Origin of the sequence: Actinomadura montaniterrae (assembly GCF_008923365.1) — a bacterium.
GTDB lineage: Bacteria > Actinomycetota > Actinomycetes > Streptosporangiales > Streptosporangiaceae > Spirillospora > Spirillospora montaniterrae.
The window spans coordinates 19,086-40,996 of the sequence record NZ_WBMR01000030.1; the positions used below are offsets into that span (position 1 = coordinate 19,086).

Annotated in this window: 26 protein-coding genes and 2 tRNA genes; 7 read left to right on the plus strand and 21 right to left on the minus strand. The window is 70.3% G+C overall.

Going from position 1 to position 21,911, the window contains the following annotated elements; genetic code table 11:
• Window positions 1–111 precede the first annotated feature (111 nt).
• The 7 genes from F9B16_RS13655 to F9B16_RS13685 all read right to left on the minus strand — a co-directional run bounded on the left by F9B16_RS13655 (window position 112) and on the right by F9B16_RS13685 (window position 4,476).
• On the minus strand, window positions 112–1,179 hold the full coding sequence (locus F9B16_RS13655) for a UDP-N-acetylmuramate dehydrogenase (RefSeq protein WP_151540413.1): 1,068 nt from the start codon (window positions 1,177–1,179) through the stop codon (window positions 112–114).
• A gap of 72 nt (window positions 1,180–1,251) precedes the next feature.
• Window positions 1,252–1,677, minus strand: coding sequence for a MaoC family dehydratase (locus tag F9B16_RS13660; RefSeq protein ID WP_151540414.1), 426 nt, complete (start codon window positions 1,675–1,677; stop codon window positions 1,252–1,254).
• Window positions 1,677–2,114: a MaoC family dehydratase N-terminal domain-containing protein gene (locus tag F9B16_RS13665; RefSeq protein ID WP_151540415.1), complete on the minus strand. Its 438-nt coding sequence runs from the start codon at window positions 2,112–2,114 to the stop codon at window positions 1,677–1,679. Before F9B16_RS13665 ends, F9B16_RS13660 begins: the two co-directional genes overlap by 1 nt.
• Window positions 2,115–2,504: 390 nt before the next feature.
• Window positions 2,505–2,669 (minus strand): 50S ribosomal protein L33, encoded by a 165-nt coding sequence (rpmG, locus tag F9B16_RS13670; protein ID WP_026404241.1) that lies wholly within the window; start codon window positions 2,667–2,669, stop codon window positions 2,505–2,507.
• Between the two features lie 117 nt (window positions 2,670–2,786).
• Window positions 2,787–2,860, minus strand: a tRNA-Met gene (locus tag F9B16_RS13675).
• A gap of 323 nt (window positions 2,861–3,183) precedes the next feature.
• Window positions 3,184–3,256, minus strand: a tRNA-Thr gene (locus tag F9B16_RS13680).
• 92 nt (window positions 3,257–3,348) lie between these two features.
• Window positions 3,349–4,476: an acyl-CoA dehydrogenase family protein gene (locus F9B16_RS13685; RefSeq protein WP_151540416.1), complete on the minus strand. Its 1,128-nt coding sequence runs from the start codon at window positions 4,474–4,476 to the stop codon at window positions 3,349–3,351.
• 67 nt (window positions 4,477–4,543) lie between these two features.
• Here F9B16_RS13685 and F9B16_RS13690 point away from each other — a divergent pair, with 67 nt between their 5' ends.
• Window positions 4,544–5,578, plus strand: a complete 1,035-nt coding sequence (locus F9B16_RS13690) for a hypothetical protein (protein ID WP_151540417.1) — start codon at window positions 4,544–4,546, stop codon at window positions 5,576–5,578.
• Between the two features lie 7 nt (window positions 5,579–5,585).
• On the opposite strand, the gene F9B16_RS13695 is transcribed toward F9B16_RS13690, so the two are convergent.
• From F9B16_RS13695 to F9B16_RS13710, 4 genes are all read right to left on the minus strand, one after another.
• The gene (locus F9B16_RS13695) at window positions 5,586–6,308 is read right to left on the minus strand and encodes a protein phosphatase 2C domain-containing protein (protein ID WP_225991606.1); all 723 of its coding nucleotides are present in this window, start codon (window positions 6,306–6,308) and stop codon (window positions 5,586–5,588) included.
• A gap of 105 nt (window positions 6,309–6,413) precedes the next feature.
• Window positions 6,414–8,156, minus strand: coding sequence for a TerD family protein (locus F9B16_RS13700; RefSeq protein WP_151540419.1), 1,743 nt, complete (start codon window positions 8,154–8,156; stop codon window positions 6,414–6,416).
• Window positions 8,157–8,261: 105 nt separating this feature from the next.
• The gene (locus F9B16_RS13705) at window positions 8,262–8,609 is read right to left on the minus strand and encodes a hypothetical protein (protein ID WP_192808775.1); all 348 of its coding nucleotides are present in this window, start codon (window positions 8,607–8,609) and stop codon (window positions 8,262–8,264) included.
• The gene (locus F9B16_RS13710) at window positions 8,606–9,004 is read right to left on the minus strand and encodes an ATP-binding protein (RefSeq protein WP_151540421.1); all 399 of its coding nucleotides are present in this window, start codon (window positions 9,002–9,004) and stop codon (window positions 8,606–8,608) included. Before F9B16_RS13710 ends, F9B16_RS13705 begins: the two co-directional genes overlap by 4 nt.
• A 202-nt stretch (window positions 9,005–9,206) precedes the next feature.
• On the opposite strand from F9B16_RS13710, the gene F9B16_RS13715 reads away from it, so the two are divergent.
• Genes F9B16_RS13715 through F9B16_RS53865 form a run of 3 tightly spaced genes read left to right on the plus strand, consistent with a single transcriptional unit; the run spans window position 9,207 to window position 10,642 of the window.
• A complete protein-coding gene (locus F9B16_RS13715; protein WP_192808776.1) occupies window positions 9,207–10,010 on the plus strand; it encodes a helix-turn-helix domain-containing protein in 804 nt (267 codons plus the stop codon).
• On the plus strand, window positions 10,001–10,186 hold the full coding sequence (locus tag F9B16_RS13720; protein WP_151540423.1) for a DUF397 domain-containing protein: 186 nt from the start codon (window positions 10,001–10,003) through the stop codon (window positions 10,184–10,186). Before F9B16_RS13715 ends, F9B16_RS13720 begins: the two co-directional genes overlap by 10 nt.
• A 42-nt stretch (window positions 10,187–10,228) precedes the next feature.
• Complete coding sequence (locus tag F9B16_RS53865) at window positions 10,229–10,642, plus strand: DUF397 domain-containing protein (RefSeq protein ID WP_318839230.1); 414 nt, start codon at window positions 10,229–10,231, stop codon at window positions 10,640–10,642.
• 124 nt (window positions 10,643–10,766) lie between these two features.
• On the opposite strand, the gene F9B16_RS13730 is transcribed toward F9B16_RS53865, so the two are convergent.
• A complete protein-coding gene (locus F9B16_RS13730) occupies window positions 10,767–12,710 on the minus strand; it encodes an ATP-binding protein (protein WP_192808777.1) in 1,944 nt (647 codons plus the stop codon).
• Between the two features lie 247 nt (window positions 12,711–12,957).
• Between F9B16_RS13730 and F9B16_RS13735 the strand changes: the two genes are divergently transcribed.
• On the plus strand, window positions 12,958–13,383 hold the full coding sequence (locus tag F9B16_RS13735) for a cupin domain-containing protein (protein WP_225991607.1): 426 nt from the start codon (window positions 12,958–12,960) through the stop codon (window positions 13,381–13,383).
• On the opposite strand, the gene F9B16_RS13740 is transcribed toward F9B16_RS13735, so the two are convergent.
• Together F9B16_RS13740 and F9B16_RS13745 are read right to left on the minus strand one after the other, a co-directional pair.
• Window positions 13,380–13,793 (minus strand): nuclear transport factor 2 family protein, encoded by a 414-nt coding sequence (locus F9B16_RS13740; protein WP_151540426.1) that lies wholly within the window; start codon window positions 13,791–13,793, stop codon window positions 13,380–13,382. The two genes, F9B16_RS13735 and F9B16_RS13740, sit on opposite strands and share 4 nt — an antisense overlap.
• A 93-nt stretch (window positions 13,794–13,886) precedes the next feature.
• Window positions 13,887–14,264 (minus strand): MerR family transcriptional regulator, encoded by a 378-nt coding sequence (locus tag F9B16_RS13745; RefSeq protein WP_151540427.1) that lies wholly within the window; start codon window positions 14,262–14,264, stop codon window positions 13,887–13,889.
• A 65-nt stretch (window positions 14,265–14,329) separates the two neighbouring features.
• Between F9B16_RS13745 and F9B16_RS13750 the strand changes: the two genes are divergently transcribed.
• Window positions 14,330–15,538, plus strand: coding sequence for an MFS transporter (locus F9B16_RS13750; protein WP_151540428.1), 1,209 nt, complete (start codon window positions 14,330–14,332; stop codon window positions 15,536–15,538).
• Between the two features lie 56 nt (window positions 15,539–15,594).
• On the opposite strand, the gene F9B16_RS13755 is transcribed toward F9B16_RS13750, so the two are convergent.
• The 3 genes from F9B16_RS13755 to F9B16_RS13765 form a co-directional block, all read right to left on the minus strand.
• Window positions 15,595–16,074: a VOC family protein gene (locus F9B16_RS13755; protein WP_151540429.1), complete on the minus strand. Its 480-nt coding sequence runs from the start codon at window positions 16,072–16,074 to the stop codon at window positions 15,595–15,597.
• Between the two features lie 79 nt (window positions 16,075–16,153).
• Window positions 16,154–16,489, minus strand: coding sequence for a hypothetical protein (locus F9B16_RS13760; RefSeq protein WP_151540430.1), 336 nt, complete (start codon window positions 16,487–16,489; stop codon window positions 16,154–16,156).
• A 39-nt stretch (window positions 16,490–16,528) separates the two neighbouring features.
• A complete protein-coding gene (locus tag F9B16_RS13765; protein ID WP_192808778.1) occupies window positions 16,529–18,838 on the minus strand; it encodes an MMPL family transporter in 2,310 nt (769 codons plus the stop codon).
• A 72-nt stretch (window positions 18,839–18,910) separates the two neighbouring features.
• Between F9B16_RS13765 and F9B16_RS13770 the strand changes: the two genes are divergently transcribed.
• A complete protein-coding gene (locus F9B16_RS13770; RefSeq protein ID WP_151540432.1) occupies window positions 18,911–19,546 on the plus strand; it encodes a TetR family transcriptional regulator in 636 nt (211 codons plus the stop codon).
• A 109-nt stretch (window positions 19,547–19,655) separates the two neighbouring features.
• Here F9B16_RS13770 and F9B16_RS13775 read toward each other — a convergent pair whose 3' ends face one another.
• The 4 genes from F9B16_RS13775 to F9B16_RS13790 all read right to left on the minus strand — a co-directional run bounded on the left by F9B16_RS13775 (window position 19,656) and on the right by F9B16_RS13790 (window position 21,878).
• Window positions 19,656–20,390, minus strand: coding sequence for an alanyl-tRNA editing protein (locus tag F9B16_RS13775; RefSeq protein WP_151540433.1), 735 nt, complete (start codon window positions 20,388–20,390; stop codon window positions 19,656–19,658).
• Between the two features lie 41 nt (window positions 20,391–20,431).
• Window positions 20,432–20,797 (minus strand): DUF2516 family protein, encoded by a 366-nt coding sequence (locus tag F9B16_RS13780; protein WP_194737415.1) that lies wholly within the window; start codon window positions 20,795–20,797, stop codon window positions 20,432–20,434.
• A gap of 224 nt (window positions 20,798–21,021) precedes the next feature.
• Window positions 21,022–21,474 carry a hypothetical protein gene (locus tag F9B16_RS13785; RefSeq protein ID WP_151540434.1) on the minus strand — a complete coding sequence of 151 codons (453 nt, stop codon included), beginning with the start codon at window positions 21,472–21,474 and terminating at the stop codon, window positions 21,022–21,024.
• The gene (locus F9B16_RS13790) at window positions 21,471–21,878 is read right to left on the minus strand and encodes a helix-turn-helix domain-containing protein (RefSeq protein WP_151540435.1); all 408 of its coding nucleotides are present in this window, start codon (window positions 21,876–21,878) and stop codon (window positions 21,471–21,473) included. The genes F9B16_RS13785 and F9B16_RS13790 overlap by 4 nt, the downstream gene beginning before the upstream one ends.
• Window positions 21,879–21,911 lie beyond the last annotated feature (33 nt).

The window sequence follows — 21,911 nt, forward strand, 5'->3', positions numbered from 1 at the left end:
CGACCGGGCGCCGTCCGCGGCGCCAGCATGTCGATCACGCGATTGGGACTACTCCCCCTCGACGCGTCGCAGGCTATCAACCCCCGCCCCCACCACGTCAAAGCGCCCGGGCTAGAGGGTGACGCCGATCATGACGGGTTCGTTGACCAGGTCGACGCCGAAGGCGGCGTGGACGCCGGCGCGGACCTCGCGGGCCAGCGCCAGCAGGTCCTCGGTGGAGGCGCCGCCCGGGTTCGTCAGGGCGAGCGTGTGCTTGGTGGAGATCCGCACCGGGCCGCGCGCGTGACCCTTCGCGAAGCCCGCCTTGTCGATCAGCCAGGCGGCGGACGTCTTGGTCCGCCCGTCCGGCTCCGGGTAGCGGGGGAACGCCGCGTCCGGACCGAGCCGCTCGGCGACGCGCCGCTCCAGGTCGGCGAGCTGCCCGGCGGTGAGGATCGGGTTGGTGAAGAACGAGCCGGCGCTGCGCGAGTCGGGGTCGGCGGCGTCCAGGACCATGCCCTTGCCGCGCCGCAGCTCCAGGACGGCGTCGCGCGCCTCCTTCAGCGAGACCCGCTCGCCCGGCTGCACGCCGAGGCGCTTCGCCAGCTCGGCGTACTTGATCGGCTGCGACTCCTCCGTCTCGCGGAGCGCGTACGTCACGTCCAGGACGACGTACCGGTCGTTGCCCTTGAAGACGCTGTGCCGGTAGGTGAAGCGGCACGCGTCGCGGTCGAGGGTCACACACGCGCGCGCCTGACGGTCGTACGCGCGGACTTCCACGATCGTCTCGCTGACGTCCTGCCCGTACGCGCCGACGTTCTGGATCGGGGTCGCGCCGACCCGTCCCGGGATTCCGGACAGGCATTCGACGCCCGCGAGGCCGTCCGACACGCAGCGCGCGACGAACGAGTCCCAGTCCTCACCGGCCCGCACCCGGACCAGGACGGTGTCGCCCTCGCCGGCGGTGCGCTCGACGCCGCGCGCCCCGACGTGTACGACGGTCCCGGGGAACCCGGCGTCCGCCACCACGAGGTTGCTGCCGCCGCCGAGCACCAGCACCGGCTCGCCCGCGTCGTCGGCCTTGCGGACCGCCGCGACCAGCTCGGCCTCCGACGTCGCCTCGACGAAGCGCCGCGCCGGCCCGCCCAGCCGCAGCGTGGTGTACCCGGCCAGGTTCACCTCTTCCGCGAACACCGCCACAGCCCTGTTCCTCCCCGAACATGCACGTCCGCACCGGCCGGAGGCCCGGCCGGTGCGTGCTCCGGCGCGCCCTCAGGCGAGCCGGACGACGGCCTTGGCGCGCGTGAGGACCTTCTGGTCGCCCGACCGGGCGGTGAGCGCCACGACGACCTTGTTGTCGTCGAGCTTCTCCTCCACCTTGCCGCTGATCTCCAGGGTCGCGCCGCCCTCGTCGGGCACCACGACCGGCGTTGAGAACCGTACCCCGTAGTCCACCACGGCGCCCGGATCGCCGGCCCAGTCGGTGACGAACCGGCCGCCCTGCGCCATCGTGAACATGCCGTGCGCGATCACGTCCGGCAGCCCGACGGCCTTGGCGAAGCTCTCCCGCCAGTGGATCGGGTTGAAGTCGCCGGACGCGCCCGCGTACATCACCAGGTTCGCGCGGTCGACCGGGTAGGTCTGTGCGGGGATCTCGGTGCCGACCTCGACGTCTGCGTAGTTCACCTTCGCGGTCATCAGGCCCCCCGCTCCACGATCGTGTTGTAGGTCTTGCAGATCAGCTCGCCCTCGACGGTCTTCACGTCCGTCTCGACGACCATCTTCTCGTTGTTGCCGATCGACTTGATCTCGGTGATCGTCGAGGTGCAGGTCACCACGTCGCCGGCGCGCATCGGGCGGGTGTACTCGAACCGCTGCTCGCCGTGCACGACCATCGCGTAGTTGAGGTTCAGGTCGGGGTCGGCGAGGCCGGCGTTGCCGAGCGACACCACGATCGGGAACGTCGGCGGGGCGATGACGTCGGGGTGGCCCGCCGCCTTCGCGGCCTCGCGGTCGCGGTAGATCGGGTTGCGGTCGCCGATGGCGTCCGCGAACTCGCGGATCTTCACGCGGCTGACCTCGTACGGCTCGGTGGGTGGGAAGCTCCGCCCGATGAAGTCGCGGTTGAGTGCCATGCAGTCCGTCCCTCCAGGTCCCGGCGGGGTCGCGCGGCGGCGGCGCCCCCGTCCGAGCACAATTGCAACGTCTCGACGGACCGTAACAGAATGACGTTCAGCCCGCCCCCGCGGGTCTCACTGCGGGAACGGGCTGTGTTTCTTGCGATCCCGGCCCAGGGTGCTCGCCTGGCGGCTCGCACCCTGACCGTGCTCGGGCGAGCGCGACCTCGCTTCGCGAGCTTCCCGGCGAGGCTCGCCTTCGGCGTCGCCTCGCCGGTCAGATAGCGCGCTCGCGTGCCGGTTCAGGTGTGCAAGGGACCTGCGATGACCGGTTCGCCCTGGCCGACGATTCTGCTGCCTTGCCTGCGGACGGCGCGGGCGTGGCCGCGTGCCCTCCGGGCCGCTTGGTCAGCGGGTCTCGCGGTGCGGACGGTGGGTCCGGCAGTTGGGGCAGTACTTCTTGATCTCGAGGCGGTCCGGGTCGTTGCGCCGGTTCTTCCGCGTGATGTAGTTGCGGTGCTTGCACTCCTGGCAGGCCAGCGTGATCTTCGGCCGTACGTCGGTGGCAGCCACGATGGAGTGCCTTTCTGAGCTAGGAACATGGACTACGCATCCCGGCCGCCCGTGGGAGGGCGGCCGGAGATTCGACCCAGCCCTGCTCACCCCCGCGGGGGTGAGAGAGATGGGTAGTAGCGAGGGCCGGACTTGAACCGGCGACACAGCGATTATGAGCCGCTTGCTCTGCCTGACTGAGCTACCCCGCCGTGCTGGTCGGTGTGGACCGGATTGCAAGGATACCGGATGCTCACCTGACCCTGGAAACGCGAATTCCCGGATCGAGGATCGGGGAACCGGCGTTCCGTGGGCCCCGCGGGCCGTCCCCCAGGGTACCCGGTGGATGTGGGTGACCCGGCGAACGCCCTGCTGGAACCGGTGGGACGGTATCACAGGGCCCCGTTTGGAGCGAATCGGTCCGCGGCCGCCCGTCCCGGCGCGCGGGGAGGTTCTTCCCCGCCGCGGCGGGCCGCCGGCCTGGAACGACGAAGGCCGCCGTCCGAGCGTTCGGATGGCGGCCGTGGTGCCGTTGAGCCCCTTTACGGAATCGAACCGTAGACCTTCTCCTTACCATGGAGACGCTCTGCCGACTGAGCTAAAGGGGCTTGCGTCGTTCGCGCAGGGAAAACGATACACGGACTCGGGACCGCGCGCGAACTGGATTCCCCCGGGCGCCGCCGGCAGGCGTTTCCGCAGGTCAGCGCAGCAGGCTGCGGGCGATGACGAGCTGCTGGATCTGGCTGGTGCCCTCGTAGATGCGGAACAGCCGCACGTCGCGGAAGAACCGTTCGACGGAGACGCCGCGCATGTAGCCCATGCCGCCGAAGACCTGGACGCCTCGGTCGGCGACGCGTCCGACCATCTCGGAGCAGAAGTACTTGGCGCAGGACGGGCCGAGCTTGGTGTCCTCGCCGGCGTCGTAGGCGCGGGCGGCCTCCAGGACCATGGAGCGTCCGGCGTACAGCTCGGCCTGGGAGTCGGCGATGAGGCCCTGGATGAGCTGGTATTCGCCGATGGCGCTGCCGCCCTGGCTGCGGGTCTTGGCGTACTCGACGGTGTCGTCGAGGATGCGCTGGGCGAGGCCGACGCAGAGGGCGGCGATGCTGAGGCGACCGTGGGCGAGGGACGCCATGGCGGTGCGGAAGCCGGTGCCCTCGGTGCCGACCATCGCGGTCGCGGGGACGCGGACGTCGTTGAAGAACACCTCGGCGGTGTGGGCGCCGCGCTGGCCCATCTTCTGGTCGGCGGGGCCGACGCTCAGGCCGTCCGTGCCGCCCTCGACAAGGAACGTGGAGATGCCGCGGGAGCCGGTTCCGCCGGTCCGGGCGAAGACCATGAAGACGTCTGCCTCGGGGGCGTTGGTGATGAACCGCTTGGCGCCGTTGATGACGTAGTCGTCGCCGTCGCGGACGGCGGACGTGGTGAGGGTGCTCGGGTCGGAGCCGGCCTCGGCCTCGGTGAGCGCGAACGCGCCGACGATCTCGCCGGACGCGAGGCGCGGCAGCCAGGCGGCCTTCTGATCGGCGGTCCCGGAGTTCACCAGGACCTGCCCGGCGATGCCGTTGCTGGTGCCGAACATGGAGCGGAACGCGGGGCTGGTGTAGCCGAGCTCGAAGACGAGCCGGACCTCCTCGCTCAGCGACAGGCCGAGCCCGCCGTACTCCTCGGGCAGCGCGTACCCGAACAGGCCCATGTCCCGGGACGTCCGCCGCAGCGGCTCCGGGATCGCGTCGGTCTCCTCGATCTCCTCCTCGCGGGGGACGACCTCGTCGCGGACGAAGCTGCGGACGGCCTTGAGCACGTCGGCGAAATCCTGTGGCTCCATGCCGACATTCTAGAATCAGATTCCACAATGTTCGCGCCGCGCCCCCGCTGTGCCAGGGTGATCACCTATGAGTGCGGCGCTCCACCAGGTCGTCGACGAGATCGTCCGTGCGGCGCTCGTCGAGGACCGGTCCTTCAGTGATCTCCTCCCCCGGCTGATGCGCGAGGCGCAGACGGCCTCCATCGGCGCGAAGGCGGCGGCGCTGCCCCGGATGGCGGAGGGCATCGCCGAGGCGCCGGTGAACCTCGGCGGGTGGCTCGCGGTGGTGTCCGGCGCCTGGATCGAGGACGGCGCCGACCCCGACCCGGTCGGCCGCGCGATCGTCCACCGGCTCACCGAGGCGACCGCCGCGGCGCTCGCCTTCGGCAACGCCTGGACGGAGGCGACCGGCGGCAAGCCGCCCGACATGGAGGAGGGGCAGCCCTCCCAGCAGGTCTTCGACACCGTCCGGCCGGTGCTCGGCGACGGCACCGTGACCGCGATGATGTCGTGGTTCGCGCTGCCGCAGTTCGCGATGGCGTCCAGCACCGTCCTGCAGACGTCCCCGGCCACCCGGACCGGCCTGGACGACCGCGACTTCCGCGCGTTCGCCGCCGGGAAGGCCGCCGAGTACCTCCCGCACATGGACCACGTCCAGGCGCTGCTGCGGGTGCTGGACGGCGAGCGCATCCTCGTCCTGGACCGCGCCACCCGGCACGGCTGGACGGTCACCGTCGGCGGCATCGGCGACAACTTCCAGCTGCACGTCCTGCTCGGCGGCGCCCTCATCGGACGTCCCGGCTGCATGCCCGGCACCCCGCCCCCGCCCGAGATCGTCGCGTGCTTCCTCGACGCGGACGTCCCGCCGGGCCCGCCGATCGTCTCCAGCCCGTGGAACCTCGTCGACGCCCACGGCGAGTGGATCTACAACGAGAGCGTGCCCGCCGACATCCCGGCCGTCAACGGGACCCGCGTCGTCGTCCTCGACCCGCCGTCCTACAACCGCACCTTCCCCGCCGGCCGCCGCTTCCCCCGCATGCCCGCGACCCTCCACGTCGATGGCATGCACCTCCCCGAAGACCTCGCGTCCTGGTGGCCGCACATCGCTCCGGCGACCCGCTGACCGCGCCCTAGAAACGGACCAGGACGGCGGTGGCGTCGTCGTAGCGCTTGCCGCGCGCGAACGTCTCCGACTCCTCGACGGCCCTGGTCCGCCGGACGAGCTCGCGCGGGCCCTCGTCGTCCAGCACGCGCAGCAGGCCGTCCCAGTCCAGCCGGCCGAACCGCTCGACCAGCCGGGACGCGCCGTCGCTCAGCACCGCCGCCCGCTGCAGCCCCGCGACCGGCACCTCGCCGGTCAGCCCCTCGTACGCCGCCTCCGGCTTCGTGCTCGCCACCCAGAACCCACCCGGGCTGTTGCGCGACGTCCGGACGGACTCCAGGGTGTAGCTCGGCAGCCGGTCGACCCGGTCGTCCCGGATCACCCGGACCTCCCCCACGTCCAGCACGATCGGCGAGTCCGCCAGCACGAACCACTCGACCGCGCCGCCGCGCCGCCGCAGCAGCGACACCGTCGCGGACGGGCTGTCCGGGTTCTCCAGGTCGCACGTTCCGGTGTGCGCCTCCCCCGTCACCTTGATCGCCTCGGCGACGAGGTCCGGCAGCGGCTTGCCGTCCTCGAGCGCCATCCGCGCCGCGATCTGCCCGCCGAGCCGCCGCACGAGCCACGCCGGGTCGTGCGCGCAGCCGCTGTCCACCCCCGGCGGCGCCGTCGCCCCGTCCAGCAGCACGACCCACCCCGGCCCCGCCGCGACGAAGTCCTCGTTCGGCCGTCCCGGGGTCGCCTCGCTCACATAGCTCACCTGCACGAACCCAGGTCTACCCGCTCCGGCCCGACATGCCCGAAACGTCCACGAAACCCTCACCCTCCGTCCCGTGAACCTTGCCCCGAGCAGGGATCACTCCTCGATGTCGACCCCGAACCCGCGTGCCAGCCCGGCGAGCCCGAACTCGTGCCCCTGGCCGACCACCCGCAGCCGCCACACGCCGCCGCGCCGGTAGAGCTCCGCGAGCAGCATCGTCCGCTCGCTGGTCCCCGCGTCCAGCGTCGCCTGGACGAACGCGCTCTCCGCGTCGTCCGGCCCCACCACCAGTTCGACGGCGCCCAGCTCGCCGAACGTCGCGTCGCCGTCGATCGCGGCCGCGACGGTGACCTTCCGCACAGCCTCCGGCAGCGCCGCGAGATCCACGACGATCTGCTGCTCCGCCGGGCCGTCCGCCACCAGCCGCACCGACCCGTCCGGCGTCTCGGCCGCGTTGTAGAACACGAAGTCCTCGTCGCCGGACACCTGGCCGTCCTCGTCCAGCGCGAACGCCACCACGTCGACCTCGCAGGACAAGTGCCGCACCCACGACGCCTCGACCGTCCACCGCCCGCCCTGCGGCAGGTCGACGGCGCCGCCGCGCGGCAGGACCCGTGGCCCCGCGCGCACCGGCCCGCGCTCGGGCGCCTCCAGCCAGCCCTCCTCGTGGACGGGAAGCTCCAGCCTCGCGACCCGCTCCATGCGGCGGTCGCCGCCGTCGAGGGCGACCACGTCGGTGACGCTTGCCGAAAGGTTGATCGCCGCCGCCCCTCCCAGTTCCACGACCCGGCTTCGCGCGCTGGACGCCCGCGGATGCGTCCCGCCGAGCACCAGCACCCGCCGCCCGTCCAACGGCTTCTCCGGGGCAGCGGCTTTCACCGGCCGCACGATCTCGGGCTGCGGGGACCCCGGCGCGCGCTCGACGGCGGGACGCGGTTCACCATGCGCGATGCCGGGACGGACATCGTCCAGCAACCGCAGGAAAGTGCGCTCGCCGATGACCGGGACACCGTTCTCCCGCGCCTTGCGGGCCTTGGCCGTCCCGGACCCGCCGTTATTGGTCACGAGCACGCTGGTGAACCGGCTGACCGACGACGTGACGTTCAGCCCGGCAGCCACGGACCGCGCGACGAGTTCCTCACGCGGAACGTCCGTCTCCCCGGTAATGGCGACCTTCATCCCCTGAACGAGCGGCGCGCCGTCTTCCAGCCGTCCCGGACACGTGAACGCGCAACGGACCTTCGGAGCGGACGGCGGATACACGCGGTCCTGCCCGGCGTTCTGCTTGGGCGGGCACGTCACCAGCGGCAGCCGGACCCCCAGCCGCGCCGCCTCGTCGAGCGACCCCCGCAGCACCCCGGCGAGCGCCCGGACGTCCTCCCTCGCGTCGTGCGCCTGCCCCATCCGCACGCCGTAATGCGCGGCCAGGGTGGCGAGTTTCAGGTCGGACGTCGCCGGGGCCAGGCGCCGGTTCAGCGCGAGCGTGCACAGCCTCGCCTGCACCGGGAGGCTCTTGCCCGCCCGCGTGAACTCCTGGGCGAGGAACCCGTAGTCGAAAGGCGCGTTGTGCGCCACGAGGACCCGTCCTTCGAGCATTTCCGCGACCCGCTCGGCGACGTCTCCGAACTTTGGCGATCCCTTCAACCGATCGGCCGTCAGCCCATGAATGTGCACCGGCCCCGGATCGCATCCCGGATCGAGCAGCGTCGAGAACTCCTCCCCCGGCCTCCCGTCCTTTCCGACCGTCGCCACGGCAATGGAGAGCACCCTGTGCTGGAGGGCCCGGAACCCGGACGTCTCCACGTCCACCAAGGCCCACTCATGGGAGAACACGACCATGCCGAAACGCTAGGCACTTCGGCTAGCCGATCCGTTCCCCTGCCCACAACCGGCCACGAAACCCAGGGAAAACCCGGCCCCGAAACCGGCAATTCAGGCCTCTGATTACCAGGTGGACGGGAACATGCGGTGTTTCAGGACGGCGTCCACCCGCACGGCCGCCGCTTCCACGTCACCGCAGCGCGCGAGAAAGCGGCGCCCACCGCCCACGTCCTCGAAGTAGCCCCACGTTCCGCCGGACGTGGCGTGGACACCGACCGCCAACCGCACATGCCGGTGCCCGCGACCGAACGCGAACACCCACAACAGCAGCGGCCGGGCCGGCAGCTCCTCGGCGCGGTAAAGCTCGACGAACCGGTAGCCCTTCGCGAGAACGGCGACGGCGAGCAGATCGAGATGGTGCGTCGCGGCCGCACGACGCCCGGTGCGCCGCCGCAGGACGCACGACCTCAAGGCGCGTAGGCCGCCCATACGACCTTCCCCTCCTCGACGAGCGGCCGGACGCCCCAGTCCTGCACCAGCTGCGCCAGCATCAGCAGCCCCCGCCCGCTTGTCGCGTCGTGGTTCTCCGGGCGGACTTCGGGCGTGCCCGCCCCCTGGTCCCAGACCTCGATCCGCACGAGCCCGTCCCGCACGTCCGGTAGGACACGGACGACGATGTGCCCGAACCCCACGTGCTTGTAGCTGTTGGTGACCAGCTCGGTAACCACGATGCGGCCGACGTAGGTCTCCGCGATCCCCAGCTCCCGGAACCGCTTCACGAGGAAGCGGCGCGCTTGTCCCGGCGCCTGATCGGTCGGTGCCAGCACGAGAGCCGGCGACTCCGGCATGGATGCTGCTGCTGCCATCGGCGTACGCCCTTCAAGAACGACAGCGACCTCGGACGGCCCACACCACGAATCGGCAGATCCCGCCCTAAATCACTCTCTGTTATCGAACGAACACCATGAGGCCACAGAAACTCGTACGATGACAGGCGACTTCAAGAACACTCTCAATCGGGTTGCTTTTACTAGCACCTCGATTGCTCCCCCCGTAAGGAAGATCGTCATGGCCTCCACCATCGAAAACAGGATGCGCACTCCGGAACTCCAGTCGTTCGGCGCCGAGGTCAGGAGATTGCGCGAAGCCGCGGGACTCAAGCAGGCCGAACTGGGCGCCCTGACGAACGTCACCCGCGCGTACATCGGCCACGTCGAACTTGGCAAGACCCGATGCCGCCTCGACTTCGCCACGCGCCTGGACAACGCCCTCCAGGCCGACGGGGACATCATCCGGGCGTGGCACGAGTTGCTGGAGAAGATGAAGTCCATCAAGTACGCCGCGTACTTCGTCAACTTCCCGAAGGCCGAGTCAACGGCCAACCTCATCCGCGTCTACGAGACCCACATCGTCAACGGACTGTTCCAGACGGAAGCCTACTCCCGGGCAATCATCAAAGATCCGGACATTTTGAGTACACGCCTCAATAGGCAGGCCCATGTCATGAGCGACCCCACCCCGAGAATATTCGTAGTACTCGAAGAAAGTGTCCTTTATAGACAAGTGGGAACGCCTGCGGTCATGTGCGAGCAACTCGAGTACCTACTCAAGCTTTCAGAGCACCCCGGAATGCGACTTCAAGTGCTTCCCACTGTCTACGTGGAGGATGCGCGTGCAGCCTTCGCCATCGCCACCCAGGCGGATCGTAGTGACGCTGCGTATCTCGTCACCGGGACAGGAGGGATGACAAGCGTAAACCCAGAAGATCTTGCCAACCTGACCGAGAGGTTCGCTAGCCTTCAGGCGGAAGCACTCGATGTGAGAGCTACCCGAGCGCTGATCAGAAAGGTGGTCGAAGAGCGATGGACCTGAGCAAGGCGGTATGGCGTAAGGCTACGCGCAGCACGGCGGAGGGTGACAACTGTGTTGAGGTTGCAGGCGTCCCGAACGTCGTCGCGCTCCGTGACAGCAAGGACCCCAACGGCCCCAAAATCATCGTGAGCCGCAGCGACTTCCGACACCTGGCCGAGACCCTCAAAAACATCTAGCCTGCACGTAAGACCTTCTCCTGCATTGGCGAGGTGTTGGAATTGGGTGACGTCGCCTGGCGCAGATCCTCTTACAGCAGCGAGCAAGGTGATAACTGCATCGAACTCGCCTCCTTCCCGAGGTCCGCGCTGACCTGGCGCAAAGCGCGCCACAGCAATGAGTCAGGCGACGCTTGCCTCGAACTCGCGGTGGTGCCGAGGTCCGAGCTGGTCTGGCGCAAGACGCGGCGAAGCAACGAGTCAGGAGACAACTGCGTCGAGGTCGCCATGGTGGCGGGTTCTGAGCCAGGCTGGCGGAAGGCGTCGCGGAGCACTGTGCAGAACGACAACTGCGTTGAGGTGGCGGACGGGACGGGTGTCGTGGCGGTTCGGGACAGCAAGGATCCGGACGGCCCGATGCTCGTCCTCAGCCGCGGCGACTTCCGGCACCTGACCGAAGCCATCGTGAACTTCTAACCGAGCCTGGCCTCGCTGGTGCGGTGCAGTCGGGTCGGCGCCGTCCACACCCGGCGTTGCGCGAAGCCACTCGTCATCACGGAAGGCACGATGGGGTGGTTGATCTGCAGCGTCCAGCGGGGCCTCAGGGCGTGGGCGCCGGAACGTAGGAGTGCACGCGCCTGAGGTACTCCAACGCGTGGTCCGTGGCCGGGTCGTGGTTGAGCTTGTCGCGGTAGAAATGCAGCCGGTCCTCGCAGTCGTCGATGATCTCGCTCCACGTGCGCGCCCAGATCCGGACACCGCCGTCCCATTCGGCGATGCAGCCGGGCGGACGGTTCGGGGAGGTGGCATCGCGGCGGACGACGTCGTCCATCGTCGTCGAGACGACCCAGAAGTCCCAGCGAACCCTGGCATCGGTGAATTGCGGATCGCTCACCACGGCTTGTGCGTAGCTCTTGATCTGGCCGACCTCGTTCTGGCCGATCTTGACGGTTGGTGCCTTCAGCTCGACGACGAGATGTTCCCGGCCTGCCGAGCCGCGCAAGGCACGGCCCAGCATCAAGTCGACGATGCCGACCCGGCCGTCCTCCCGGCGGACCGGGCCGAGTTGCTGCGGGACCGGACTCCGTCCCAACTCCTGTAGATGACGGAGCAGGACGTTGTCGAGGCTGCGATCGCTGACCATCAGCGCGTAAGCATCACCAAACACCCACGTCTCTCGCTCCAGTATCTTGTGGAGTTCGCTTCGCTCCCTGACCGTCTTACTGCTCTCGGGATCGAAGACCATCTTCTTGAGCGCGGCGATGAAGTCCAGTCGTGACGTGACCTCGGTGGTAGCCCTGATGATGTCGGACAGGCTGGTGCGTTGGAGTAGCCGGCGCAGTTCGTCCTGCTCTGACTGCGGAAGCCGGAACAGTTCGTCGAGCACCGGGTAGAGACCACTCGGGTCGTGCGCGATGATCTCGCGCAGCAGACGCAATGTGGTGCGCCGTCCTTGGGCGGCCTTCGGCAATCTGCGCGACACCGTCGTGGCGACTTCGTCGAAGAGTTGGCGCTCGACCGCTTCCGCAGGCTCCGAGGGCTCGCGGTGGTACGGGTAGACGTCTTCGTTCTTCCATTCCTGTATCAGCCGAGCGCGCCGCTCTCGGTCCCGCTCCCGGAAGTGGTGCCTGAGCCGGTCACGGGCCGCATCGGTGAGTCCGACGAGCTCCTCGTCCATCTCTGCCAGCTTCAGGGTGTCACGCCGATCGCTGAACCCGTCCCAGAGCAGGTAGGCGGTGAAGTGGTAACCGGGGGCCTGGATCGCGGCGGGCCGCTCGGCGAGCACCACACCACGCGGGTCACACAGGGCCAAGACGCGTCCGACGTCGTGAGGCCACTCAATGACCCGGAGCACCGGACTGGGGGCGAGCCCTTCACCGGCCGCCGGTGCGGCCACCTGATATTCGGCCGTGTGCGCCCAGACGGTCGACGGGTCGAGTACCTCACCCATGTACGTGATGGTCACGTCCGGGTTGGCGGCCAGGAACGGGGCGAACACGGACGTCAACTGGTCGCGCGTTCCGGACTCGGTCAGCCGACCGACGAAGTCGGCGGGCACCGACGCCTCCATCCGCGTACCGATCGGTACGTCGCTCCCGACCGGTTCGGCGTCGGAGACGGTGAAGTCCGCAGGAGAGTCGATCGACCCGCTGATGGCAGTGCGTTCCCGTTGCCCGGTGGCACTGACCGCTGTGGTCACCCAGCGGACCTGCTCGCCCAACGCGAAGGCCCGCAACCGGCCTTGACCGCTGTGGCCGTGCAGCCCCCGTTTGAGGTTCGGAGAGACCTTCGCAGTGCTCTTCCAGGAGCCGCCGAGCCCGCCGAAATAGGTCGCGCAGGATGCGTTGGGCATGCCGTGCCCGTCATCCGAGATGCTGACGTACTCGACGCCGCCGAGCTCGTTGACGTCAACCTCGACCACGATCGAGAAAGCCTCGGCATCCAGGGCGTTCCAGATCATTTCGGTCACGGCACCCAGCGGATCCCTCAACCTGGCCAGCCGCAGCAGATGATCAGGCCGTGCCTCGATGTGCACCTTGCGCATCCAGCCACTATGGCAGAGAACGACCCGGCCTCCGGTCGCACCCGACGACATCGGCCGGGGGTCGCACCGAGCCGCTGCAGACCCCACGTCTGAACTCTCGCGGGCGGCCCGTGGAACCTGCACATGGCCTACTGCCCTATTTACCCCCGGTATCCATCGATCCCGAATTGTGGATAACCGCTCGCGAGAGCGAGCGGTTCCCATTCGTCCAAGACCCGGGCGGGCTGCGGTGATTAGCGTCCGGGGCATGACGACGAACTCGGACGAGCGGCTCCCCGTTCGCCGTGCGCCCGGTGAGGGGCGCCACTACGACATGGGCCGCATCAACGCGGTGTTCAAGGCGGACGGAGCGGAGACGGCCGACCGCTACTCGATCTCGGAGTGGTGGATGGAGCCGCACACCACGGGGCCGGGCGCCCACGTGCATCCTGAGGACGACGTCTTCTACGTCCTCGACGGCACGATGACCTTCTTCGTCGGGGGCCGCTGGATCGACGCGCCCAAGGGGTCGTTCGTGCTGGCCCCCGGCGGCACGCCCCACGATTTCCAGAACCGCACGGACGAGCGGGCGGGGGCGCTCAACATCTCCGTGCCCGGGGCCTTCGAGCCGCGGATGCCGGGCATCGTGGACTGGTTCCTCCAGCATCCGCCCGGCGATCCGGCGGACGCCTAGCTCTCCCGGATCCAGGCGGGGACGATACGGACCTCGCTGAGCCGCCAGCCCGCGGGCGTCCGTTCCGCGGTGCAGTGCTGGCGCAGGCCGCCGGTGAAGTGGGGGGCCTGACCGTCGCGGTAGTAGTACACGATCGAGTTGGACGAGGCGGCCGCCCGGTCGCCGTCGATGTCCACCAGCAGGTCGGTGGTGGTGTGCTGGGTGCGCTGCCCCTCGACCTCGCTCTGCCGCATGAAGCCGACGACCTTGTCGAGGCCGCGGAGTTCGCCGCCGCGCGGCGAGTGGACCGCCACGTCGTCGGTGAAGACGGTTCCGGCGTCGTCCCAGCGACCCTCGTCGAGCAGGCGGGCGAAGCGGGTGAACAGGTCGGCGATCTCGATCCGGTCGGCGGCCGGCGCGTCCGTGGGCATGGTGACCTCATTCCGTTGGAACAACCAACATTGGTGTAGCCAACTATATGGCTATTCGTTGGTCGTGCCAACATCAGGGAGCGAGCGTGCGGCTCAGGCCGCCCCGGCTCGGGCGTGGGCGCGGACCTCGCCGAGATACTCGGCGATCGCGTCCCGGTTGCGGGCGAGGCACTCGATCCGCCGGCTCATGCGGTCGAGCTCGGCCTCCAGCGTCGCGATCATCTCCGGCGTGGCGTCGGAGAAGACGATGCGCCGGGGCTTGTCCAGGCAGGGCAGGATCTGCTTGATGATGCGGGTCGGCAGCCCCGCGTCCAGCAGCCCGCGGATCTGCAGGACGCGGTCCACGCTCCGCTCGTCGTAGTCGCGGTAGCCGTTCGCGCAGCGCTCCGAGACGATCAGGCCCTGCTCCTCGTAGTAGCGCAGGAGCCGGCGCGAGACGCCGGTCAGTTCGGAAAGCCGCCCGATGCGCATATGACCCACCTCACGCGATGCCGCCTTGACCTTCACATGGATGTGAGGGTTTGACGATACCCGCCATGACCACCGAGAGCATCGGCCGGCCCGCCGATCCGCGGGCGCGCGTCCACAACGAGAGACTACCCATGGCCGCGCTGACGGCCTTGGCCACAGCCGTCTTCATCACCAGCCTGACCGAGACGCTCCCCGCCGGCGTCCTCCCCGCGATGAGCGGCGGCCTGCACGTCAGCGAGTCCGCGGCGGGCCAGGCGGTGACGGTCTACGCCGCCGGCACCGCCCTCACCGCCATCCCGCTGACCGCCGCCACCGCCGGATGGCGGCGCAAGCGGCTGCTCCTGACGGCCATGGCCGGGTTCGCCGCGGCCAACACGGTCACCGCCGTCTCGTCCGACTACCCGCTCACCCTGATCGCCCGGTTCGTCGCCGGCGTCGCCGCCGGGCTCGCGTGGGCGCTGCTCGCCGGGTACGCCCGCCGCATGGCACCGGCCAACCTCCAGGGCAAAGCGGTCGCCATCGCCATGTCCGGCATCCCGATCGCCCTCTCCCTCGGCGTCCCCGCCGGGACGTTCCTCGGCCGGACGCTCGGCTGGCGGGCCCCGTTCCTGATCATGACGGGTCTCACGCTCGTGCTGCTCGCCTGGATCCTCGCGGCCGTCCCCGACCATCCGGGGCAGCGCGCGCAGGAGCGGCCCGGGATGCTGCGGGCGCTGGCCGTCCCGGGCGTCGCGCCGGTCCTGTTCGTCACGCTCGTCTTCGTCCTGGCGCACACCATCCTGTACGCCTACATCGCCGCCTTCCTCGACCACGCGGGCATGGGCGGCTCGACCGACCTGGTCCTCCTCGCCTTCGGGATCGCCTCCCTGGCGAGCATCTGGTTCACCGGCGCGCACATCGACCGGCGGCTGCGCGCCCTCACCATCGCCAGCGTCCTGCTGGTCGGCGCCGCCGCCGGCGTCCTCGGCGCGACGGACGGCACCGAGGTGCTCGTCTACCTGGCGGCGGTGCTGTGGGGCCTCGGCTGGGGAGGCGTTCCCACGCTGCTCCAGACGGCCGCCGCCGACGCCGGCGGCACCCACGCGGATGCCGCCCAGGCCATGCTGGTCACCCTGTGGAACGTCGCCATGGCCGCGGGCGGGATCATCGGCGGCGTCCTGCTCGACGCGCTCGGCACGGCGTCCCTGCCCTGGAGCGTCCTCCTGCTCCTGGTCCCCGCCTTCGTCGCCGTCGCGGGCTCCCGCGCCCACGGCTTCCCCGCGACGTCCGAGTGACGCCGGGCCCCAAGGGGCGCGGGCACCTGCCCCGCGCCCCGCGCCCGGGCTCGCGGTCAGGCCTTGCCGTCGAAGGCGTCCTGCAGCGCCTGGACGTCCAGCTTCTTCATGGCGAACATCGCCTTGGTCGCCCGGGCCGCCGCCTCCTGGTCCGGCGAGGTGATCATCTCGTGCAGCGCCCGGGAGTCGATCTGCCAGGACAGCCCGTACCTGTCCTTCAGCCACCCGCAGGGGCCCTCCTCACCGCCGTCCGCGGTGAGCTTCTCCCACAGCTCGTCGATCTCCTCCTGCGAGTCGCAGGTGACGTGGACGGACACCGCCTCGTCGAAGTGGAACTGCGGCCCGCCGTTGAGGCCCATGAACCGCTGCCCGTCCAGCTCGAACAGCACGAGCATGACCGAGCCCGTCTCGCCCGGCCCGACCTCGCCGTACGGCACGATGTCGGTGATCCGCGAGTTCTTCACGAGCGACGTGTAGAACCTCGCCGCCTCCTCGGCCTGGCCGTCGAACCACAGGCATGTGCTGATCTTCCCCATGTCTCCCCGCTCCTGACGCTCGTCGGTGGGTCACTACCAGGGCAGACTGCCCGGCCACCCGGAATTCATCGCCGCCCGCTCACCAGTCCCGCCACCGATCCGTGAGGGCGGCCGGGTCGAGGCCCTGCCGGCGCGCCAGCGCCTCGACGTCGACGCCGGCGCCGCGGAGCGCGCGGTCGATGTACTCGCAGAGCTCTTCGCGGTCGATCGTGTCGAAGTCCGCGCCGTCGGTGCCGTCGACGTCGTTCAGCGCGACGACGACGTGCTCGACGGCGGCCATGACGGCCTCGTCGGAGGTGATGTCCGCGGCGGTCAGCTCGGCCTCGAACGCGTGCAGCGCCCGGTCGACCCGCGCCAGGAAGGTCTCGGGACGCGTGCCGAGCCGGCGCCAGCTCTCGGTGGGACGGTCGATCATGCCGGAACGGTAGCGGCCGCGTCCGACATGCCGCAGCGATCATGGGATGGCTTCCAGTTCGAGCTGCTCGGCGACGGGGGCCGGGGCGGGCGGGGGTGGCGGCGGGACGGGGCGGCCGCGGCCGGGCCACCACCAGTTGGCGTGGCCGAGCAGGCTCATCAGCGCGGGGACGAGGACGAGCCGGACGATCGTGGCGTCCACCGCGACGGCGACGGCGAGGCCGAGCGCCATCATCTTGACGGTCGGGTCCGGCTGCGGGACGAACCCGGCGAACACGAAGATCATGATGAGCGCGGCGGAGGTGATCAGCCGGGCGGTGGCGCCGATGCCGATCACCACGCTCTCGTGCGGGTCGCCGGACCGCTCGTACTCCTCCTTGATCCGCGACAGCAGGAACACCTCGTAGTCCATGGACAGCCCGAAGATCAGCGCGAACATGAACAGCGGCACGAACGACATGATCGGGATGGCCTGGTCGACGCCGAGCAGGTGGACCCCCCAGCCCCACTGGAACACGGCGGTGACGACGCCGAACGAGGCGCCGATCGACAGCAGGTTCATCAGCGCCGCCTTGACCGGGACGACGATGGACCGGAACGCGATGACCAGCAGCAGCAGCGCGACGCCGACGACCGCGATGACGACGGACTTCATCCGGGAGCCGACGGTGTCGGCGATGTCGATGATCGCGGGGTTCTCGCCGCCGAGGTAGACCTTCGCGCCGGGGTGCGCGTCGCGGACGGCGGGGATCGCGACGTCGCGGAGCCGGTGGACGAGGTCGGTGGTCGACTGCTCGTGCGGGGCGTCGCGGGGCACGACGGTCAGGATCGCGGTGGTGCCGGTGACGACGGGCTCGCCGACGGAGACGACGCCGGGAACTTCGGAGATTCGCTGCTTGAGCTCCTGCGCGATGAGCGTGGCCTGTTTGTCGGGCTTCTTGCTGAGGTCGGGGGCGCCCTTCACGGCGGGCGCGGCGGGCGCGGCCTGTTCCGGGGGCGGCGGGCCGGTGAGGCCGCCGAGACCCTCGGGTCCCTTCACGACCGGCGCCTTGCGCTTGACGGTCCGCTCCGGGCCGGGCGCCTTCGCGACGACGACGAACGGGCTGTAGTGGCCGGCGCCGAACTCCCGCGCGACGATGTCGTAGGCCTGCCGCGCCTCCATCTTCTTGGACGACATGCTGTCGGCCATGACGCCGAACCGCAGGCTGAGGGTCGGGACGGCGAGGGTGAGCAGGACGAGAGTCGCGACGATCGCGTACGGCCAGGCGTGCCGGTCGACGTGCCGGCCCCACGCCGTCCAGCGGGCGGACGAGCGGTCGGGGCGCACGCGCGGCAGCCGGAACCGGTCGATGCGGGGGCCGAGGGCGCCGAGGACGGCGGGCAGCAGGGTGAGCGCGGCCACCACCATGATCGCGACGGCGATGGCGGCGGCGAGCCCGATCCGGCCGATGAACGCGATCCCGGACAGGAACAGCCCGCAGATCGCGAAGACGACCGTCCCGCCGGCGAACACGACGGCGTGGCCGGAATGGGCCATGGCGCGGCCCACGGCCGTCTCGACGTCGTCGCCGTCGGCGAGCTGCTGCCGGTAGCGCGTGACGATGAACAGCGCGTAGTCGATGCCGGCGCCGAGGCCGAGCATCGCGGCGACCATCGGCGCGGTCGGCGCCATCTGGAACAGCGACGCGCCGAAGTGGATCAGCGAGTAGGCGACGGCGAGCCCGCACAGCGACACGACGATCGGGATGCCGGCGGCGAGGAACGACCCGAACGCGAGCAGCAGCACGAGCAGGGCGAGGACGATCCCGGTGGCCTCCTGCGGCCCGCTCTTCGGCTGGTTGAGGATCATCGCCGCGATGCCGCCGAACCTGACGTCCAGCCCGGTCATCCTGGCGGGCTCGACGGCCTCGTGGAGGCGGTCGAGGTCGGCGGCGCCGAGCTCGCTCATCGTGCCCTTGAAGTTGAGCTGGACGACGACGGCCTTGTCGTCCTTCAGCCCGCCCATGCCGGGGACGTAGGGGTTCTGGACGAACGCGACCCGGTCGAGCTTGCCGATGTTCTCGATCGACTGGCCGATGGTGAGGGCGACGCGCCAGTCCGCCGGGCTCGCCTCGGGCGTCTGCGAGAACACGACGGTCGCGGTGGGCCCGGTCTGCGACGGGAAGTCCTGCGCGAGGGTGTCGACGGCCCGCTGCGTCTCGGTGCCGGGCAGGCTGCTCTGCTGGACGAACATGCCGCCGTGGGTGAGGCCGAGGACGCCGGCGCCGAGCATCAGCGCGAACCAGAGCTCGAAGACGGTGCGCCGCCGGCGCACGCAGAAACGCCCCAGAGCGTCCAGAAAACCGGCCATGCTCGCAGAACAGCACGTCTCCGTGCATATTTGCAATAGATGCAACTTTGCAGTCATGGTAACGTCCGTCACATGGACGAGCGGACCGGCCTGCGCGAGCGCAAGAAGCGCCGCACCCGGCACGCCATCGCGTCCGCCGCGCTGCGGCTGTTCGCCGAGCGCGGCTACGAGGAGACGACGATCGCCGACATCGCGGCCGCCGCCGACGTGGCGCCCCGCACGTTCTTCGGCTACTTCCCGAGCAAGGAGGACGTCGTCTTCGCCGAGGTCGACGACCGGCTCGGCGAGGTCGCCGAACGGCTCGCCACCCGCGAGCCCGGCGAGACCCCCTTGGAGGCGATCCGCCGCTGCGTCGTCGACGTCCTGGAGGCGATCGTCAGCGAGCACGGCGAGTACGGGGCCGTCCAGATAGCGCTGATCCTGGAACGCCCCGGCCTGCAGGCGCGCGCGCTGCAGCGCCTCACCGACACCCAGGAGAAGATCGAGGGTCTCCTACGCGAGCTGTGCCCCGGCATCGACGAGATCGACGCCGTCGCCGCGGCGGGCGTCGCCGTCGGCGGGATGCAGGCCGTCGTGGTGCACTGCCGGCGCCACGGCTACGACCCGCTCTCCATGCGGACGGCCCTGGACCGCGCCGTCACCATCGTGGAGAACGGCCTGACCACCGTCGACGCGCTGAACCGCCCCTGGGACGAGCCGTCCCCCTAGAACGCCGGGCACCGGGAGCGGAGGCGCCCGCCCCCGGTGCCCGGCCCGTACCTCCCGGCCTGTACCTCCTGGCCCGCCGGCCTCGCGCGGGCCCTCGCTCCTCGCCGCGCTAGTCCTCGACCTTGATGCGGAGGCGGCGGAAGCCGCGCCCCTTGTTCTCCACCTTCGCCACCGTGATCCGGCCGATCTGCCGCGTCGACCCGACGTGCGTGCCGCCGTCCGCCTGCGTGTCGAGCCCGACGATGTCGACGATCCGGACGTCCTGGACCTCCGGCGGGACCAGGTTCGTCGCCGTCCGGATGATGTCGGGGATCGCGAACGCCTCGTCGCGCGGCAGCGTCCGCACGTCGATCCGCCGGTCCGCTTCGATCTCCTTGTTGCAGGCGTCCTCGACGGCCTGCTTGAACCCCGGCGGCACCTCGCGCAGGTCGAAGTCCATCCGCGCCGTCAGCGGCTCCATGTTCCCGCCCGTGACGAGGCAGCCGTAGTCGCGGAACACCACCCCGCACAGCAGGTGCAGCCCCGAATGGGTGCGCATCAGCGCGGTGCGGCGCGCGTCCTCGACCGCACCGCGCACCACCGCGCCGACCGGCGGGACGGGGTCGTCCTCCGCCGGGATCAGCACCAGGTCGTCGCCCTTGCGGACGCCCGCGATCCGCGTCTGCACGCCCTGCCACAGCAGGACGCCGTGGTCCGGCGGCTGCCCGCCGCCGCCCGGATAGAACGCCGACCGGTCCAGGACGATCCCGTCCGGGCCCGCGTCCAGGACGACGGCCTCCCACTCGCGCAGCGCCTGATCGTCCAGTTCCAGCCGGGTCGTCCGCCCCAGGGTCTCCGCGCTCATGCGATCACCCTAGAACGCCCGCCGCCACGCGCGCGGCCGGTTCACCAGGGGCCGTACGGGCCCATGTTCGTGCTGCCGCGCCCGCCGCCGCGCTTCTTGAACGGGGCGACGGCCGGCCGGACGTCGGCGAGGTAGACGGCCCCCGCGATGAACGCGGCGACCGGCAGGATGTTCAGCAACAGCGCGATCGGGTGCACGCCGAGCGCGTAGGGCACCGCCGCGTACGCGCCGCCGACCACCGCCGCGACGATCAGGATGATCATCCAGAGCTTCTTGCTCTGCTTGCTCGCCGCCGCGTACGCGCCCTGCGGCACGGTCAGCGCGTCGATCAGCGCCCAGGCCTCCATCACGAACGCGATGATCAGCAGCAGCCAGAAGAAGTAGTCCAGCACACTGAAGTCCGCCATCGGTGATCAGCACTCCCGCTCGTCTCGGACGGCGACCCTCGCGTCGCGCACACTTGCGTCCCAACCTTATGCGGCCCGGCCCGCCTGGGCCCGGATCCGCGGGGACCGGTCCCGATCCCGCGCTCCCGGGCCGCGCGGGGCGGGCCCGTTCACTGTCAAAGACGTCAGGGCCCGCCCGGGTGTTCCCGGACGGGCCCTGAAACCGCTGCTCAGGCGGGTGCGTGTCAGGCGTCGCTCTTCTTGGCGGAGCGGGCCTGCGGCGCGGCCTTCCTCGGCTGCGCGGCGCGCGCCTTCGGGGCGGGCTTCTCGTCCGCCTCGGCGATCGCGGCGACCTCGGCGGCCTCGCGGTGCACGACGCGCTTGCCGCGCTCGGTGAGCTCGTCGATGAACTCGACGGTGCGGGTGCCGACGTGGGTCACGTACGCGACCGCGGCGCCCGGCAGGTCCTTCGCGTCGACCTCGTCGCGGTAGCGGTCCACGGTCTTGCGGACCTCGCCGCGGTAGCGCTCGACGGTCTCGCGCACCTCGCCCTGGTACTTGGAGGCGGCCTCGCGGGCCTTGCCCTGGTACCGGGTCACCTGCTCGGGGACCTCGCGGAGCTTCTCCACCGCGAAGTCGCCGGCGCCGGCCACGGCGTAGACGGCCCTGTTCTCGCGGAGACTGCTGGCCAGCGTCATCCGACCTCTTCCTTTCCATCCTGCTCTGGGGTGTCGTGCCCGGCTTCTCCGAACACTCCGGCGGCTTCGTTCTCCTTGCGGAACGACTCGTAGATGTCGAGCAGCACCTGCTTCTGGCGCTCCGTGAGGAGGAGGTCGGCCCGGACGGCGGCCTGCACGTCGGTGTCGGCCTCGCGCTCTTCCAGGATTCCGGCCTGCACGTACAGCGCCTCGGCGGAGATCCGCAGCCCCTTGGCGATCTGCTGCAGGATCTCGGCGCTCGGCTTGCGCAGCCCGCGCTCGATCTGGCTCAGGTACGGGTTGGAGATGCCCGAGACGTCCGCGAGCTGGCGCAGCGAGATCTTCGCCCGCGTCCGCTGCTCCCGGATGTACTCCCCGATCGAGCCGACCTTCGAACTTGCCATGTCTCCACCCTGCGTCATCGTGCTTGCTATTGC